Raw genomic sequence first — 17,134 nt, 5'->3', positions numbered from 1 at the left:
TGCGCCCCCTGCACCCCCGGTTCGGGGCTCCGCCCCGGACCCCGTATCGCGCCTGAACGGCGCTCGTCCTCAAACGCCGGACGGGCTGAAGTGCCCGAAGCTGGCCAGCACCGATCAGCCTGACGGGCTGAAGTGCCCGATGCTGGCCAGCACCGAGGTCTTCAGGGGCGCGGGGAACTGCGCGAGTAAGCGGGCACGGTCCGCACCCGGAAGGGAGTTGGGGGCGCGGGGAACTGCGCGACAAGCCACCCACGATCCGCACCCGAACTCCCGCCCCGCACCTCCTGCCCCCGGCGGGTTTCGGGAAGGGGCGGGGCGGGGCGAACTCCCGAAGGGACCCATCGACCTGCGCAAACCTCCCCGCACGCCCCGCACGCCCCGCAGCCAAAGGAAGAGCATGCCGCCGGCTCCGGCCCGCAGGGACCGCGTCGACGGGCCAAGGGCCCCGCCCCATGGGGGCGAGCCAGGATGCCGGAACGGGCCGCTCGGGCAGGCACAGGACGAGGGAGCAGACGACCCCGGACGCCACAGGAGACCCTACGGGCCGACCACGAACGAGAGGGGGCGGGCGACCCCGAGCGCCCCAGAGGACCGCCCGGGCAGACCAGGGCCGGACGCGGCACACGCCCCCAGTCACCACAGGAGACCCCACGGGCCGACCAAGAACGAGAGGGGCTGGCGGCCCCGGCCACCACAGGAGACCCCACGGGCCGACCAAGAACGAGAGGGGCAGGCGGCCCCGGCCACCACTGGGGACCGCGCGGGGCGGCCGAGGGCGAGGGGCCGGGCGCGGGCGCCGGAGGGCGTCGTACGGACGGGCGAATTCGCGTGGGGGTGACCCCGGCTCGGCGCGTCCCGTTGGCCAGGCTATGAGTTCGCTGTATTCGAACGCCCCCGGCCGAGGCCGGCGAAGGCTCGTGACGGGCAGCGGCGGGGCCACCCCCGCACTGGCCGCCGACCCACCCATCTACCAGGCCCTGCTGCGGCATTGGGCGAGCAGGGGCCGGACGCTGCCGGGGCGGCGGGATCAGGAGTGGGTCCGGATCGCGGCCGCCCCGGTGTGGCCGGGGTACGGGATCAGCGGGTCTCCGGACCCGCGAGGTGGCGGGCGATGACCATCCGCTGGATCTGGTTCGTGCCCTCGACGATCTGAAGCACCTTCGCCTCGCGCATGAACCGTTCGACCGGGAAGTCGGACGTGTAGCCGTATCCACCCAGGACCTGGACCGCGTCCGTGGTCACCTTCATCGCCGCGTCCGTGCAGAACAGCTTCGCCATCGCGGCCTGGCGCGAGAAGGGACGGCCCGCGTCGCGCAGCCGGGCGGCGGCGAGGTAGAGCGCGCGGCCCGCCTCGATCTGGGTCGCCATGTCCGCCAGCATGAAGCGCAGGCCCTGGAAGTCGGCGATGGGACGGCCGAACTGCCGCCGCCCGGTGGCATATGCGAGGGCCTCGTCGAGCGCGGCTTGGGCGACGCCGATCGCGCAGGCGGCGATGCCGAGCCGGCCCGAGTCGAGCGCGGACAGGGCGATCGCGAAACCCTGGCCCTCCTCGCCGATGCGGCGCGCGTCGGGGACGCGTACGCCGTCGAAGTGGAGCTGGGCGGTGGGCGAACCCTTCATGCCCATCTTCTTCTCGGGGGCCGCGGGGCTCAGGCCCGCCGCATCGCCCGGGACGAGGAACGCCGTGATGCCGCGGGCGCCTTCGCCACCGGTGCGGGCGAGGACCGTGTAGAAGTCCGCGACCCCGCCGTGGGTGATCCACGCCTTGGTGCCGGTGATGACCCAGTCCTCGCCGTCGCGCACCGCCTTCGTACGCAGCGACGCCGCGTCCGAGCCCGAGGCCGGCTCGGAGAGGCAGTACGCGCCGAGCAGGCCGCCGCCGAGCATGGCGGGCAGGTGCTCGGACTGCTGCTGCTTGGTGCCGTAGCCGGCGAGGGCGTGACAGGCGAGGGAGTGGACGCTCACGCCGAGGCCGACCGTGAGACGGGCCGCCGCGAGCTCTTCGAGCACCTGGAGGTAGACCTCGTACGGCTGGTCGCCGCCGCCGAACTCGGAGTCGTACGGAAGGCCGAGGAGGCCGGATTCGGAGAGCAGGGTGAAGATCTCGCGCGGGAAGTGCCCGGCGTCCTCCTGCTCGGCGGCCCGAGGCGCGATCTCCCGCTGGACGATGTCGCGCACCAGCGCGACAAGGTCCCGGGCCTCTTCGGTGGGCAGCTGTCGTTCCACCGGCTGTGGGGCACGGTCGGGCATGGCGCGCTCTCCTCCCTGTCGGGCGCTACGGCGGACGTACGCGCAGGGTGTGGCGGCGCCGCCGGTGACTCTGCTCTACGGCCGTTACCTTCCCTCCCGGGTCACGGAAGTAGCAGGCGGGCGGCCGTGGCGCTGTGAGTATGCCCGATCGGACGCGTCCCGTCACTGGCTCCAAGATCACGATTTCCCCGGGACCGGCTTCGCGTACGCGTGCTGGAATTGAGCACTCCGGAATTGGTCCGAACCATTGACCGCACTGGTCTAGTCCTTCTAGCGTTCCCTTCGACGCCTTAGTGCGTTCATGTCAAAGCATCCCCAGCAGCACCAGTGCGCGTCCCCCACTCTCCCCTCCCCACGAGGAGATCACGATGCTCGGACCCCGTCCCCCACGTCCCCGGTTCAAGGCTCTGGTCGCTGCGGCGTGTACCGCAGCCCTCGGCGTCACCCTGCTCGCCGGCGCGGGCAGTGCCACCGCCGCCCCCGAGCAGGCCCCGGCCCCGCAGGCCGCCGCGGCCGGCTCGAAAGTCGTCGGATACTTCACCGACTGGGGCGTCTACCAGCGCAACTACCACGTCAAGAACATCGAGACCTCGGGCTCGGCCGCGAAGCTGACGCACATCAACTACGCGTTCGGCAACGTCACCGGCGGCAAGTGCGCCATCGGCGACGCCTACGCCGACTACCAGAAGACGTACGACGCCGCCTCCAGCGTGGACGGCACCGCGGACACCTGGGACCAGCCGGTCGCGGGCAGCATCAACCAGCTGCGCGAGCTCAAGAAGAAGCACCCGGGCCTCAAGGTCCTCTGGTCGTTCGGCGGTTGGACCTGGTCGGGCGGCTTCGCCGAGGCCGCGAAGAACCCGGCCGCGTTCGCCTCCTCCTGCTACGGCCTGGTCAAGGACCCGCGCTGGGCCGACGTCTTCGACGGCATCGACATCGACTGGGAGTACCCCAACGCCTGCGGCCTGTCCTGCGACACGAGCGGGCGCGAGGCCTTCAAGAACCTTCTCGCGGCGCTGCGTTCGAAGTTCGGCGGCTCCAGCCTGGTCACCGCGGCCATCACCGCCGACGCCTCGGCGAACGGCAAGATGGACGCCACCGACTACGCGGGCGCGGCGAGTTACGTCGACTGGTTCAACCCGATGACGTACGACTTCTTCGGCGCCTGGGCCGCCCAGGGCCCGACCGCCCCGCACTCCCCGCTGACCTCCTACAGCGGCATCCCCACGCAGGGCTTCAACACCGACGCGGCGATCACGAAGCTGAAGGGCCTCGGCATCCCGTCGAGCAAGCTGCTGCTCGGCATCGGCTTCTACGGGCGCGGCTGGACCGGCGTGACCCAGAAGGCGCCGGGCGGCACCGCGACGGGCCCGGCGGCCGGCACGTACGAGCAGGGCATCGAGGACTACAAGGTGCTCAAGACCAAGTGCCCCGCCAACGGCACGGTCGCGGGGACGGCGTACGCGTACTGCGGCAACAACTGGTGGAGCTACGACACCCCGTCCACCATCGCCGGGAAGATGACCTACAAGAACAACCAGGGTCTCGGCGGAACCTTCCTGTGGGAGCTGAGCGGCGACACCACCAACGGTGAGCTCATCAAGTCGATCAGCTAGTACGGGAGTTGGGCCGAAGGGGCGGGGCCGTGGCGGCCACCCGCCCCTTCGTCATGCCCCCGGGCGGCCCGGGCGGCTAGGAGGGCTCGGGATGTTCGGGCGGTTCCGGCGAGGGGCAGGACGGCTCGAACTCCTCGATGGTGTCCAGGGTGCGCCGCAGCAGCCGGACGAGCAGCTCGCGCACGGTGTCGCGGGGCGGCTCCAGCTCGCCGAGCCAGTCCAGGGTGACGCTCTCCACACTGCCCAGCCACCCGAGCAGCGCGAGCCGGGCCAGGACCGGGATCTCCCGGGTTCCGTAGGCGCCCTCGGCGAGGGTGGCGACGAGTTCCTCGCGCACCGCGTCCCGGATGGCTTGCACCTGGGTGTCGAAGCCGACCCCGCCCGTCACGATCGTCCGGTAGGCCGCCTGGTGGTGCTCGGCGTAGCGGAGGTAGCCGTCGATGGTGCGGTGGACCCGCTCGGCGCGGGGCAGGTCGGTGTCGCTGCCCGCGCGGGACACCAGGTCGGCGACGGAGTCCTCGACGATGGCCAGGTAGTAGCCGCGTTTGGACTTGAAGTAGTAGTAGATCAGCCCCTTGGCCACCCCGGCCTGCTTGGCGATGTCGTCCATCGACAGCGCGTCGTAGGAGGTGTCGGCGAACAACTTCCGCCCTGTTGCGATGAGTTCGGAGCGACGGACCTGGGATCTCTCGGTCGTACCGCCCTGTTGACTATTATTCAAATTCGGCCCTAGTCTCCAACTGCCACAGGATGCCCGCAGTATGGCAGACCTGCATTCGCACTCCCCCTGCACCGCCCTTCGAGGGTTCGCCGGATCGTACGGGAGGATCAAGTGAGCGCAGCCGGACGGCCGTTGGCCGAAGGCAGAACAGCCTGGAAGAAGACGGCGGTCATCGCCCTGCCCGCGGTGGTCGCGGTCGGGATCATGGCCAATGTGATGGCGGAGGGCGCGCTCGCGGCGTCCTTCGCGGTCTCCGGGACCAGTTTTCAGGTCTCCTCGGGGAAACTGACCAGCTCGGGGCTCTCCTCGTACGTGCAGACCGACCGGTCCGTCGACGGCAAGGGCCACCCGGTGGCCCTGCTCGGCATCGGGGACGCCACGCTCAGCGACATCTGCCAGGCCGCCGAGGTGAGCACCCCGGTGGGCACGGTGGTGTTCAAGCTGACGGCGGGCGGCGACGCGGGCCAGGTGACCGCCAGCAACCTGGTCATCGACGGCGAGGACCTGGTCGGGGACGCCCGGTTCGGCACCGCGGAGATCGGCCGGGACGCCTCGACCCTGGACGCGGTCAAGGGAGTTCAGGGACAGGCGGGCAAGTTCGGTCTCCAGGCCGGGGACATCGAGGTGAACGGGGTGCGGTCGCACGCCTGGTCGGCGACCGGCGGCAACTTCCGGCTGAAGGGGATGAAGGTCGATGTGAGCATCGGCGGCAAGAAGTGCTTCTGAGACGACTCGGGCTGCTCCGGCTCCCCCGCACCGGCGCGACCACCCCCACGCCCCGGCCGCCGGTCCGGGTCCAGGGCGGCCCGCGGCCGGGCGAGGGCGGCACCCCGGGCAAGGGCGCCGGTCCGGGCGCGGGGTTCGTGCCCGGCGCCCGCGCCGGCCGGGCTGCGGGGCCCCGCACCGGCGAGGGGACGGGGCCCCGCACCGAGGACGGAGAGCGCTCCCCGTGGGGCGGGCCCGCGCCGGGCGGACGGCTTGAGCGGGTGCGGTACCCCTGGCTCGACGAGCGGCTCCCGCTGCCCGAGGCCCGCCGGGTGCTGCGCGGCTGGCGCCGGACCCGGCCGTTCTGGGCGGGGCTCTTCCTCCTGCTCGGCGGTATCGAGCTGCTCGTGGTGCCGCTGTCGCCGCTGACGATCCTGGTCAGCCTGGGGCTCGGCGGTATCGCGGCGATCGGCATCGGGCTCGCCCTCGCCGCCGCCGGGCTCTTCCTCTGGTTCCTGCCGCACACCCGGCACTATGTGTCCATCAACGCGCTGATCCTTTCGGTGCTCTCGTTCGCGGCGACCAACCTGGGCGGATTCCTGGTCGGCATGGCGCTCGGCATCACGGGCAGCGCGATGGGCTTCGGCTGGACGCCGAAGGAGCCGCCGGGCTCGCGGGTGCCCCACGTCCGCACCCAGCGCACGCTCGCCGCGGCCCTGCCGGCCGCCCTGCTCCTCACACTCGGCGGGCGTCCGGCAGCGGTCCCGCAGGCCGGGCGGATCACCGCCCCGGCGGTGCCGCCGACGGTCACCACGAGCCGTTTCTCGCCCCACGGGTTCCTGCTCGCCGGGGTGACGACCGTGCCGACCGCGCACGGCCCGCTCAAGGTGATGGTCCTGCGGATGACCTCGGCCTCGCTCACCGACTACCGTCTCAGCACCCGCGACGGACACGACGAACTCGCCCTGGGCGCAGGCTCGTTGGACCTGACCGGCCATGTGACGCTCTACCTCTCGAAGTTCAGCGGCTGTCTCGAAGGGCTGATCTGCGTCACCTTCGATCCCAACACGCTGCCGGTGCCGCCGATCGTGCCGCCGTTCGTCTTCATGACCGATGTGACGGCCGAACAGGCCCTGGTCACCTCGGACTCGATCGTCGCGAACGGTCTGACCCTGGGGGCATCGTGATCCAGATCCAGGCGGCGCCCTTCTGGGCGTACGCGACCGGTGCGACCTTCGCCCTCTCGGCGGCCCGTCAACTCCAGTGGTGGCAGCGGTCGGTGTACCAGGAGGGGGTGCGCACCCGCAGCCGCGCGGCCAATCCCTATCTGATGCTGACCACGCTCTTCGCGGCCGTACTCCTGGTCCCCGCCGGCCTGTTCATGCTGTGGCAGTACCCGTCGTGGGCGACCATGCAGGTGGCCGGTGGGCACGGCGGGATCTGGGCCGGGTTCGTGCTCTGCTACGCGGGCGGCACGGTCGTCGCGGCGCTGCTCGGCTTCCTCGTGGCGCAGTCGCTGGTCCTCGTGGGGGCCGGATACTGGGCCTACCTGCAGAGCGTGGGCGGGCACTTCCTGCTGTTCGGGATGCTGATCCACGGCTGGGACGGCACCGGCTACCGCCGGCTGCTCACCACGGACCGGGCGGCGCTGCGGGACTGGCCGAAGGACAGCGTGATCAACCACCTGCTGCACTTCCTGACGTCCGGGACGTTCCTCGCACTGCTCGTCCTCGGAGCCGCCGTGATCGGGGCGATGCTGATCACGGAGATCGGCTGGCTGATGGAGGGCTGGGAGCTGCCGGGCGCCGACGAGGACCGCAAGGTGCCCCGGGTGCTCGCGGTGGCCGTCGCCGCGGCCGGGGTCTACGGGCTGCCGTTCGGCGGAGCCGTGGCCGCGAGCGGGCTGGTGCGGCTGCTCGGGTGGCCGCTGGGGCTGCTGCTCTTCGCCGCGTCGGCGGGCCTTGTCCTGCTGGCCCGGCGCTCACCGGTGCGGTTCCTGTACGGCCTGGTCGGCGTCCCGGGGCGGCACTGGAAGGCCGACCTCGACCTGGAACTCACGACCTGACCGCGGCGGCGCCCGGCTACAGCAGACCCGTCTGCGTGACCAGCATGGCGATGACCACCACGAGGGTCCAGCCCAGGATGTGTTCGAGGACCTTGGGCCCGGTGTCCTTGGGGCCGCCGGTGCGGGCGCGCAGCTCGGCCAGGGCTCGGGGATCGTCGAGGGTGGTGGCAGGCAGGGTCATGGGAACTCACTCGGTCGTGTGGCGGTGCACGGTCCCCCCGGTGACCCGTCCACCGTGCCATCGGAACGGCGCCCCGGGGTAGAGACGTTCGTCACTGACCCCGGGGCACCGAGGGCCGCTCAGCCGATGCCGACGGCCGCGAGGGCCTTGCGCTGGCTGGCCGTCGGGAACGCGGGCCAGTACAGGTAGCAGACGCCGCCTGTGCCGGAGGACACGTTTCCGCTCGCGTTGTAGCGCTTGGTCCGCAGCCAGATGTTCTCGAATTCGCGCCGCTTGTAGACGCGCCGTACGGCCGTGTCACTGGGCGATGCCGGGTCGTGGGCGATGACGTCGCCGTCCGCGGTGAAGCCGATCACGGTCATCAGGTGCCCCGAGGTCCCGTAGCCCGCGCCGGTCAGTTCGGTCGCGAGGAACGACTGGGACGTTATAGCCGGGATGCCGGCGCGGACCAGCGTTTCCACGTCGTTCAGCGAGCGCAGCCGGGTGACGACCGCGCTCAGGTCCCGGTAGGTGGCGGCGTAGGCGGCGTTGAAGGGCCAGTTGCCGCAGCCCTGGTACTGGTAGTCGTAGGTCTGACGGGCCGCGTGGCACACCTGGGGATCGGCGTAGGACGGGTCCACCCAGGCCAGGTCGGCCGCGCTCGGCCGGCGCCCCCAGTGTTCGATGATCATCTGCGAGGAGGTGGGGCTGCACCAGGCCTCGCCGCCGTTGTCGTACTGCGGGTACTGGCCCTTGTGGATCTCCTGCGAATAGCTCGGCACCGCCAGCTCGCCCGCGTACCCGGGCGTCGAGGCCTCCACGGTGAACCGGTCCGGGATGTCCGACGCCATCGCGCCGAGCCGCCACACGGTGGGCGTGAGCCGGCTGCCCGGCGGGCGGTAGAGGGTGACCCGCAGCCGGTAGGAGGCGAGGCGCAGGCCGCTCGCCGGGGTGTCGATGGCGAAGGTGTCGGTCGAGATGGAGCTCTTCCCGTCGCCCTGGCCGTCGACGGAGGTGCGCCGGATGTCCGTGTCGCCGTCGCCCGCCGTCCAGCGGCCCATCACGTACGCCGGTGTGGCGGTTCCGTCGGTGTAGGTGCCGAGCAGCTCGACCTGGATCCAGGTGCCGGGCGGGGTGTGGGCGTTCCAATGGGCGACGGACTCGGTCGCGGGGACGGTCGAGCGGTGCACCGGGGAGGTCCAACTCGCGTACTCCCAGGTTGCCGTCCTGTTGGTGTGCGGGTCGGTGTAGGTGCTGGTCCCGGCCGGCCGGGCGATGACGATGCCGGGGCGCCGCCCGGTCCCGGCGCGCACCCCGTGGGCGGTGCCGGAACGCCAGTCGGCGTGCGAGGTCCAGGCCTGGTTGTCCACGAGCTGCTGGCCCTGCTTCGGTCGGGCGGCGCCGCCGGACGCGGCCGCCGGTCCCGCGGACGCGGTGACGGCGCCGGCCGCGACGGCGACGGCCGCGGCGAGGACGGTTCTGCGGGAGGTGGGGCTTGTCACGGTGAGGACCCCCGATCGGTCATGTGGTGGGGTGGCGAGTGCACGACAGCGGGCCAACTATCGCGGGTCGGGGGCCCCTTCGGCCAGCGATTCGGCGCGTGCCACGGCGCCAATATGGACGGCACGTATTGGTCTCGACCACTGGCATGAGCTGGGCGGCTCCCCCTGGCGGGTGATCACCCCCGTCGCGGGCCGGCCGGCCCGCCACCCGCGAGCCCCGCTCCCCCGCACCGGGTACGGTCGAAGGACCTCCCCGGAGTCCGCCCGGCAGTACGCCGGTCCGGGCCCGCCCCGGCACCACCCAGGCAGGACGCGATGACGAGTACGCCCCCTCCCGGCCCTGCCGTGGCCGAACTGGCCGCGCTGACAAGGGAGTTGCCACCGTCCTGCGGACCCGTGCGGCTGGTCGGGGTGGACGGGCACGCGGGCTCCGGCAAGTCCACGTTCGCGGGCCGCCTCGCCGGGGCGCTGGGCGGGGCGCCGGTGCTGCACCTGGACGATCTGGCCACACACGCGGAGTTCTTCGGCTGGCCGGACCGGCTGGGCCGCCAGGTGCTCGACCCGTTCGCGCACGGCGAGACGGCCCGGTACGACCCGTACGACTGGGAGCTGCGGCGCTTCGGGGCCCCGCGTTCCCTGGAGCCCGCGCCGGTGGTGATCGTCGAGGGCGTCGGGGCCGGCCGGCGGGCCCTGCGGTCCCGGCTCGCGCTGCTCGTCTGGATGGAACTGCCCGCGCCGGACTCCTGGGCGCGCGGCCGCCAGCGCGACGGAATCGGACTTTCCGCCTTCTGGGACGACTGGACGGAGGCGGAGATGCGCCATTTCGCCGAGGACCCTTCGCGACCCTTCGCGGACGCGCTGGTACGCCAGGTGCAGCAGGGGTACGAGTGGCTGCCGTGACTCGATTCGGCTGCCCGTACGAGCCATTCGCTCACCGAGCGTGACGAGCTCACCCCACCGCCCGGAACAGTCGCAAAACAGCCCCCGGAGTGCTTCAACTCCGCTTGACCCAGGGGCCATACAGGTCTTACGTTCTCAATGTGCGGCTTTTCGGAGCCGCCGCGGACGCGAAGCCCCCGGTTGTTCCCCCGTGATCGGGGGCTTCGTTCTGCCCTTTCCTCCCTTTCGAGCCCGTCACACAGGGCGTTTCACTCACCCTGGGTCACCATCCGAGCTCCCCTCCCGCCCCCTTCGGCAGCGGGCCTTCCCGCAGGTACGATGCACATCGGTGCGGTCAACTCCCGTCAATTCCGTTGTGCGAATGGGCGGTTCAGCACGGGGCACGGTGGTGGGGGACGTGATGGACTTCGGCACTCCGGGCGTACACGCCCCGGCCGATCTGGCCTGGCTGCGCGGGGTGGACGCGTACACCATGGGCGCGTATCCGCAGGCCGAGGAGGAGTTCCGCACCGCGGTGCGGCTCGACCCCTCGATGGCGGACGGCTGGCTCGGACTGCACGCCCTGCGCGTGGACACCACGACCGCGTTACTGCGCATGTACCGCCATCGCGAACGCTTCGGCGAACAGCGCGCCGGACATCGCAGGACCCTCAACTCCTGGTACTGGCTCGGCTGGTGGGTCCAGCCGGTCCTGGAGAGCCCGCGCGACCTGCTGCTCGCGCACGCCTCGCACTGGCTGGACGGACGCCATGTCCCCGAGCTGGACCGGGCGTTGGCGGGCCTTCCGCCCGTGGACGCCGATCCCCAGGTGCGCTTCCTGCACGCCTGCCGGGCCTACCTGGTCAAGGACTGGGACCAACTGGTGCGCCACACCGAGCCGTTGGTGGACGACCCGCTGCTCGGCATCGAGGCCGGGCTGTTCGGCGGGATGGCCCGGGTCCGCCTGGAGATGTTCGGGCAGGCCGAACCGCTGCTTTCGGCCGCGCTGATGCGCTGCCGCAGCGAACAGCCCCAGCGCAAGGAGCTGCGCTACTGGCTGGCCCGCGCCCACGAGGGCACCGGGCGCTCGGCGGCGGCCCTGCCCCTGTACCGGGCCGTGCACCGCGTCGACCCGGCGTTCATGGACACCGCGGCCCGGCTGACCGCGATCACCGAGAACGACGGGTACGAGGGCGCGGACGAGTCCCCCGGCCTCGCCGCGGTCGCTCTGTCCGGCTTCGGCGACACCGTGGAGGCGGAGGCGGATTCCGCGCTCGGGCTCGACGCCCCCGACGGCCGGGAACTACGGCTCGGCGGTGAGGCGCAGGCCCCGCTCGCCGGCCCCGCGGGAGTGGTGCGCGACGGCGTCCGGGACAAGCCCGGCGTTCCCTCGCAGCCCGCGCCCCCGCAGTTCCCGGCCGGCCCCACCGACCCCGCCCTGCTCGCCGAGGCGCTCGCCGAGCTGGAGCGGATGGTCGGGCTCGAACCGGTCAAGCGTCAGGTCAAGGCGCTGTCCGCGCAGCTCAACATGGCGCGGCTCAGGGCGAGTCAGGGCCTTCCGGTCCAGCCGCCGAAACGTCACTTTGTCTTCTCGGGCCCCTCCGGCACCGGCAAGACCACCGTCGCCCGCATCCTGGGCCGGGTCTTCTACGCACTCGGGCTGCTCGGCGGCGACCACCTCGTGGAGGCCCAACGGGCCGATCTGGTGGGCGAGTTCCTCGGTCAGACGGCCGTCAAGGCCAATGAGCTGATCGACTCGGCGCTCGGCGGAGTGCTCTTCGTCGACGAGGCGTACTCACTCTCCAACTCCGGTTACAGCAAGGGCGACGCCTACGGCGACGAGGCGCTCCAGGTGCTGCTCAAGCGCGCCGAGGACAACCGGGACCACCTGGTGGTGATCCTCGCCGGCTACCCCGAGGGCATGGACCGGCTCCTCGTCACCAACCCGGGCCTGTCCTCGCGTTTCACCAGCCGCGTCGACTTCCCCTCCTACCGCCCGCTGGAACTGACCTCGATCGGCGAGGTGCTGGCCGCCGAGAACGGGGACGCGTGGGACGAGGAGGCCCTGGACGAGCTGCGCTCGATCAGCGGGCACGTCGTCGACCAGGGCTGGATCGACGAGCTGGGCAACGGCCGCTTCCTGCGCACCCTGTACGAGAAGAGCTGCGCCTACCGGGACCTGAGGCTGTCGATGTACCCGACGACCCCGACCCGCGACGACCTCTCCACCCTGCGGCTGCCCGATCTCATGCAGGCGTACGGGGAGGTCCTGTCGGGTCGCGGCCCCACGCGCCGCGACCCCCAGGAACCGCTCTAGCTATCCGGCCAGCGCCTGCTGGGCCTGTTCACCGCGGGGCTCGGCGAGCCGGGCCAGCGGGGTGGGCTCGTCGCGGTGGGCCGGGTCGCGGACCTCGCCCACCAGCTTCTCCAGGACGTCCTCCAGGGCGACCAGACCGAGCACCCGCCCGGACCCGTCCGTGACGAGGGCGAGGTGGGTGGCCGCGCGGCGCATCACCGTGAGGGCGTCGTCCAGGGGCAGTTCGGCCCGCAGGGTGGCGAGCGGGCGCCACAGCTGCTGCGGCACCGCGCGGCCCTGCTCCTCCACGTCGAGCACGTCCTTGACGTGCAGGAAGCCCATGAAGGCGCCGCCCTCCGCGCACACCGGGAAGCGGGAGTATCCGGTGCGTACCGTCAGCTCCTCCAGCTCCCGGGGTGTCACCGAGCAGCCGACCGTGACCAGGGAGGACCGGTCGAGCAGGACATCGGTGACCGGGCGGCTGCCCAGCTCCAGGGCGTCCTCCAGGCGTTCCTGGGCCTCGGGCTCCAAGAGCCCGGCCTGGCCGGAGTCCTCGACGAGGCGGCCGAGCTGGACGCTGGTGAAAACGGCCTCCACCTCGTCCTTCGGCTCGACCCGGAACAGCTTCAGGATGAGCCGCGCGCAGGCGCCGAGCGCGATCGTCACGGGCTTGCAGACCCGGGCGAAGGCGACCAGGCCCGGGCTGAACCAGAGCGCGGTCCGCTCGGGCGCGGCCATCGCCATGTTCTTCGGGACCATCTCGCCGATGACGAGGTGCAGCGAGACCACGAGGGCGAGCGCGATCACATAGCCCAGCGGATGCACGAGCCCCTCGGGCAGCCGGGCCGCCTGGAAGACGGGCTCCAGGAGCCGGGCCACGGTCGGCTCGGCGACCGCGCCGAGCGTCAACGAGCAGACGGTGATGCCGAATTGGGCGGCGGCCATCATCTGCGGCAGGTTCTCCAGGCCGTGCAGCACCTGGCGGGCCCGCGCGGAGGAGGCGGCCAGCGGTTCGATCTGGCTGCGGCGCACGGAGACGAGCGCGAACTCCGCGCCGACGAAGAAGCCGTTGGCGAGCACGAGCAGCAGCGCGAACAGGAGTTGGAGCAGACTCATCGGACCGCCTCCGCCACCGGTGCGTCGGCCGTCCGCACGAAGCGGACCCGCTCGGCGCGGTACCGCTCGACCCGGCGGACCTGGATCCGCCAGCCGGGCAGCTCGACCCGGTCGCCGGGGACCGGGATGCGGCCGAGGAGGTCGGCGACGAGACCCGCGACGGTCTCGTACGGGCCCTCGGGTGCTTCCAGGCCTATCCGGCCGAGCGAGAGGACCCGGCAGCTGCCGTCGGCCTCCCAGGCGGGCCTGCCGTCCTCGCCCGCCACCACGGCGAGCTCGGGGCGGCCGGCGTCCGCGCCGTCGTGCTCGTCGCGGACCTCGCCGACGAGTTCCTCGACGATGTCTTCGAGCGTGACCACGCCGGCCGTACCGCCGTACTCGTCCACGACCACGGCTATCGGCTGTTCGCTGCGCAGCCGCTCCAGGAGCTGCTGCACGGGCAGCGTCTCCGGGACGAGCAGCGGCGGCACGGCGATCAGGCCGACCGCGGTGCGCAGCCGCTCGTCGGGCCGCACCGCGAGCGCGTCCTTGAGGTGGACCATGCCGACGACCTCGTCGATGCGCTCCCGGTAGACCGGGAAGCGGGAGAGGCCGGTGGCGCGCGTGAGGTTGAGGACGTCGGCGGCGGTGGCGGTGGTCTGCAGGGCGCTGACCTTGACGCGCGGGGTCATCACGTTCTCGGCCGTGAGGTGGCCGAGCGAGAGGGTCCGTACGAAGAGGTCGGCGGTGTCCTGCTCCAGGGCGCCGGCCCTGGCCGAGTGCCGGACCAGGGAGACGAGCTCGCCGGGTGTGCGGGCCGAGGCCAGCTCGTCGGCGGGCTCCACGCCGAGCGCCCGCACCAGGCGGTTCGCGATGGTGTTGAGCAGCGCGATGAGCGGGCGGAAGAGCCGCGAGAAGCGGTCCTGAGGCCCGGCCACGAAGCGGGCCACCTGGAGCGGCTTGGAGACCGCCCAGTTCTTCGGCACGAGTTCGCCGATCACCATCTGCACGGCTGCCGCGAGGAGCATGCCGAGTACGACGCTGATGCCGGAGACCGCGCCGGCCGGGAGCCCGGTGGCGCCGATCGGCCCGTCGAGCAGGTCGGCGAGCGCGGGCTCGGCCAGCATGCCGACCACGAGCGAGGTGATGGTGATGCCGAGTTGGGTGCCGGAGAGCTGGAAGGACAGCTCGCGCAGGGCGCGCACCACGGTGCGGGCCCTGCGGTCGCCCTCGGCCGCCGCCCGTTCGGCGTCCGGCCGGTCGACGGTGACCAGGCCGAACTCGGCCGCGACAAAGAAGCCGTTGGCGAGGATCAGAAGGAATGCCGCGAAGAGCAGCACGAGTGTGATGGTCATGCCGCCGCCTCCTGGGAGGGGGCGGCGCAGGTACTACCGGACGATCCGTCCATTGCTGGAGGGAGTCACTCCTCGGGTCGCTGGTGCCCCGCGGCCGATGACGCTGGCCCTTGTGCGGGGCGGGGCGCACTCGGCGCCGCCGACATCAGGGTAATCAAGATGGTGCCAGGTGGGGCAAGGGGCTCAGCCGTTGTCGTGAGCCGAGCCGGGTGAATCGGGGGCGGTGCCGCGGCTGCCGTGGCTCTCGGCGAGCGCGCGCAGCGCCCTGGCGTCGCGGATGGCGCGCGCCTTGCCACTGCCGGGCTGGATGCCGAGCGCGGGCAGGCTGGTGCCGTCGGAGAGGTCGAGGAAGACCCAGGGGTCGCCGGGGCGCAGATTCACCCGCAGGATCTCCGGCCAGGCGAGCCGGCGCCGCGCGGTGAGGTTGACCACGGTGACGCCCGCGTCGTCGGCGACCACCTTCGGCCGGCTGAGCAGCACGAGCACCCCGGCGAACAGGGCGGCCATCAGGATGAAGCTGCCCCGCTCGCCCCCGCTCAGGGTCTCCAGGAGCAGCGACATCACCGTCATGGCGACGAACATGGCGGCGGCGCTGATCAGCAGGACGGCCCGGGTCACGGTCGGCCTGAACGTGACCGGCAGGGCGGGGGGTTGGGGCACGGGGGCGGACACGGTGTCGTTCGCTTTCGTCGCGGTCGTCTTCGTCGCTGTCCTCGGCGGCGCCGTCCGGCGCCGTGCGCGGGTCAGAGGCGGCAGGCGTGGATGGCCGTGGTGAGGATGGCGCGGGCTCCCAGCTCGTACAGGTCGTCCATGACCCGCTGGGAGTCCTTGGCGGGGACCATCGAGCGGACGGCGACCCAGCCCTCGTTGTGCAGCGGGGAGATCGTCGGCGACTCCAGGCCCGGCGTGAGCGCGACCGCCCGCTCCAGGTGCTCGGCGCGGCAGTCGTAGTCCATCATCACGTAGCTGCGGGCGACCAGGACGCCCTGGAGGCGGCGCAGGAACTGCTGGACCTTGGCGTTGTCCTCGGCGCCGGTGCGGCGGATGACGGCCGCCTCGGACTTCATGATCGGGTCGCCAAAGACTTCGAGGCCCGCGTTGCGCAGGGAGGTGCCGGTCTCCACGACGTCGGCGATCACCTGGGCGACGCCCAGCTCGATCGCGGTCTCCACGGCGCCGTCGAGGTGCACCACGGAGGCGTCCACGCCGGCCTCGGCGAGGTGCTTGGCGACGATGCCCTCGTAGGAGGTGGCGATCGTCTTGCCCGCCAGGTCCTTGAGGTCCGAGACGGTGCCGGGCTTGGCGGCGAAGCGGAAGGTGGAGCGGGCGAAGCCGAGCGGCAGGATCACCTCGGCGTCGGCGCCGGAGTCGATCAGCAGGTCCTCGCCGGTGATGCCGATGTCGAGCTTGCCCGCGGACACGTAGATCGCGATGTCCTTGGGGCGCAGGTAGAAGAACTCGACCTGGTTGACGGGGTCGACGAGGACGAGTTCCTTCGACTCCTTGCGCATCCGGTAGCCGGCCTCATGGAGCATCGCCGACGCAGGTCCGGACAGTGAACCCTTGTTGGGGACGGCGATGCGCAGCATGAGGTCAGCTTCCTTTTCGTACGGAGAGATGTGCTGTGAGGCGTGCTTAGAGGTGGGCGTACACGTCGTCGAGGGAGATCCCGCGCGCGACCATCATCACCTGGACGTGGTACAGCAGCTGCGAGATCTCCTCGGCGGCGGCTTCCTTGCCCTCGTACTCGGCGGCCATCCAGACTTCGGCGGCCTCCTCGACGACCTTCTTGCCGATGGCATGCACGCCCTTGTCCACCAGCTCGGCGGTGCGGGAGGTGGACGGGTCGCCGTTGGCGGCCTTGAGCTGGAGCTCGGTGAAGAGCTCTTCGAAGCTCTTGGAGGGTTTGTTCGCCATGATGCTTCTTAGGGTAAGGGGTGGGTTCCGGTCGCTCAGCGCCAGGGTTCGCTGACCGTGCGCAGCGTGGCCGCGGTGGCCACGGCGGCGGTGACCGCTTCATGGCCCTTGTCCTCGTTCGACCCTTCGAGGCCGGCCCGGTCCAGGGCCTGCTCCTCGGTGTCGCAGGTCAGCACGCCGAAGCCGACGGGTACGCCGGTGTCCACGGTGACCTGGGTGAGGCCGTTGGTGACACCCTGGCACACGTACTCGAAGTGCGGGGTGCCGCCCCTGATGACGACCCCGAGCGCGACGATGGCATCGTAGCCGCGGCCCGCGAGCACCTTGGCGACCACGGGTAGTTCGAAGCTGCCGGGGACGCGCAGCAGCGTCGGCTCGTCGATGCCGAGCTCGTGCAGGGCGCGCAGGGCGCCGTCGACGAGTCCGTCCATCACCTTCTCGTGCCACTGTGCCGCGACCACGGCGACACGGAGGTCTCCGCAGTTGCGTACGGACAGTTCGGGTGCGCCCTTGCCGCTCACGTGCTCTCCTTCAGGTGTTCTGGGACGTGCTGTGTTCTGGGACGTGCGGTGT

General features: G+C 71.7%; 16 protein-coding genes. 6 read left to right on the top strand and 10 right to left on the bottom strand.

Going from position 1 to position 17,134, the window contains the following annotated elements; genetic code table 11:
- Window positions 1-1,077: 1,077 nt before the first annotated feature.
- Window positions 1,078-2,250: an acyl-CoA dehydrogenase family protein gene (locus ACFYNP_RS24440; RefSeq protein ID WP_388411765.1), complete on the bottom strand. Its 1,173-nt coding sequence runs from the start codon at window positions 2,248-2,250 to the stop codon at window positions 1,078-1,080.
- Between the two features lie 368 nt (window positions 2,251-2,618).
- On the opposite strand from ACFYNP_RS24440, the gene ACFYNP_RS24435 reads away from it, so the two are divergent.
- Entirely contained in the window at window positions 2,619-3,866 is a 1,248-nt protein-coding gene (locus ACFYNP_RS24435; RefSeq protein WP_388788056.1) for a glycoside hydrolase family 18 protein, read from the top strand.
- 76 nt (window positions 3,867-3,942) lie between these two features.
- Here the strand turns inward: ACFYNP_RS24435 and ACFYNP_RS24430 are convergent, their stop codons facing one another.
- Window positions 3,943-4,587, bottom strand: coding sequence for a TetR/AcrR family transcriptional regulator (locus tag ACFYNP_RS24430; protein ID WP_388788054.1), 645 nt, complete (start codon window positions 4,585-4,587; stop codon window positions 3,943-3,945).
- A 111-nt stretch (window positions 4,588-4,698) separates the two neighbouring features.
- Between ACFYNP_RS24430 and ACFYNP_RS24425 the strand changes: the two genes are divergently transcribed.
- The 3 genes from ACFYNP_RS24425 to ACFYNP_RS24415 are packed head-to-tail and all read left to right on the top strand — an operon-like array spanning window position 4,699 to window position 7,357.
- Complete coding sequence (locus ACFYNP_RS24425) at window positions 4,699-5,313, top strand: DUF6230 family protein (RefSeq protein WP_100577341.1); 615 nt, start codon at window positions 4,699-4,701, stop codon at window positions 5,311-5,313.
- A complete protein-coding gene (locus tag ACFYNP_RS24420; RefSeq protein ID WP_388788051.1) occupies window positions 5,304-6,479 on the top strand; it encodes a DUF6114 domain-containing protein in 1,176 nt (391 codons plus the stop codon). Before ACFYNP_RS24425 ends, ACFYNP_RS24420 begins: the two co-directional genes overlap by 10 nt.
- Window positions 6,476-7,357: a hypothetical protein gene (locus ACFYNP_RS24415; protein ID WP_388788048.1), complete on the top strand. Its 882-nt coding sequence runs from the start codon at window positions 6,476-6,478 to the stop codon at window positions 7,355-7,357. Before ACFYNP_RS24420 ends, ACFYNP_RS24415 begins: the two co-directional genes overlap by 4 nt.
- Window positions 7,358-7,373: 16 nt before the next feature.
- Here the strand turns inward: ACFYNP_RS24415 and ACFYNP_RS24410 are convergent, their stop codons facing one another.
- A complete protein-coding gene (locus ACFYNP_RS24410; protein WP_107488372.1) occupies window positions 7,374-7,538 on the bottom strand; it encodes an SCO1431 family membrane protein in 165 nt (54 codons plus the stop codon).
- Window positions 7,539-7,657: 119 nt separating this feature from the next.
- A complete protein-coding gene (locus tag ACFYNP_RS24405) occupies window positions 7,658-9,019 on the bottom strand; it encodes a peptidase C39 family protein (protein ID WP_388788045.1) in 1,362 nt (453 codons plus the stop codon).
- Between the two features lie 315 nt (window positions 9,020-9,334).
- On the opposite strand from ACFYNP_RS24405, the gene ACFYNP_RS24400 reads away from it, so the two are divergent.
- Both ACFYNP_RS24400 and ACFYNP_RS24395 read left to right on the top strand, forming a co-directional pair.
- Window positions 9,335-9,919, top strand: coding sequence for a uridine kinase (locus ACFYNP_RS24400; RefSeq protein WP_388788042.1), 585 nt, complete (start codon window positions 9,335-9,337; stop codon window positions 9,917-9,919).
- 400 nt (window positions 9,920-10,319) lie between these two features.
- Window positions 10,320-12,215: an AAA family ATPase gene (locus ACFYNP_RS24395; protein WP_388788074.1), complete on the top strand. Its 1,896-nt coding sequence runs from the start codon at window positions 10,320-10,322 to the stop codon at window positions 12,213-12,215.
- Here ACFYNP_RS24395 and ACFYNP_RS24390 read toward each other — a convergent pair whose 3' ends face one another.
- The 6 genes from ACFYNP_RS24390 to ribH form a co-directional block, all read right to left on the bottom strand.
- Entirely contained in the window at window positions 12,216-13,310 is a 1,095-nt protein-coding gene (locus ACFYNP_RS24390) for a hemolysin family protein (protein ID WP_388411745.1), read from the bottom strand.
- Entirely contained in the window at window positions 13,307-14,644 is a 1,338-nt protein-coding gene (locus tag ACFYNP_RS24385; RefSeq protein WP_388411742.1) for a hemolysin family protein, read from the bottom strand. Before ACFYNP_RS24385 ends, ACFYNP_RS24390 begins: the two co-directional genes overlap by 4 nt.
- A 183-nt stretch (window positions 14,645-14,827) precedes the next feature.
- Window positions 14,828-15,316: a PH domain-containing protein gene (locus ACFYNP_RS24380; RefSeq protein WP_388788040.1), complete on the bottom strand. Its 489-nt coding sequence runs from the start codon at window positions 15,314-15,316 to the stop codon at window positions 14,828-14,830.
- A 71-nt stretch (window positions 15,317-15,387) separates the two neighbouring features.
- Window positions 15,388-16,233, bottom strand: a complete 846-nt coding sequence (gene hisG, locus ACFYNP_RS24375) for an ATP phosphoribosyltransferase (RefSeq protein WP_388411737.1) — start codon at window positions 16,231-16,233, stop codon at window positions 15,388-15,390.
- A gap of 46 nt (window positions 16,234-16,279) precedes the next feature.
- Complete coding sequence (locus ACFYNP_RS24370; protein ID WP_100577332.1) at window positions 16,280-16,561, bottom strand: phosphoribosyl-ATP diphosphatase; 282 nt, start codon at window positions 16,559-16,561, stop codon at window positions 16,280-16,282.
- 35 nt (window positions 16,562-16,596) lie between these two features.
- Window positions 16,597-17,082 carry a 6,7-dimethyl-8-ribityllumazine synthase gene (ribH, locus tag ACFYNP_RS24365; RefSeq protein ID WP_100577331.1) on the bottom strand — a complete coding sequence of 162 codons (486 nt, stop codon included), beginning with the start codon at window positions 17,080-17,082 and terminating at the stop codon, window positions 16,597-16,599.
- Between the last annotated feature and the right edge of the window lie 52 nt (window positions 17,083-17,134).

This window comes from Streptomyces sp. NPDC006691, assembly GCF_042869955.1.
Lineage (GTDB): Bacteria > Actinomycetota > Actinomycetes > Streptomycetales > Streptomycetaceae > Streptomyces.
Note: the sequence above shows the minus strand (reverse complement) of the source record. Positions and strands in the feature narration are given on the sequence as shown.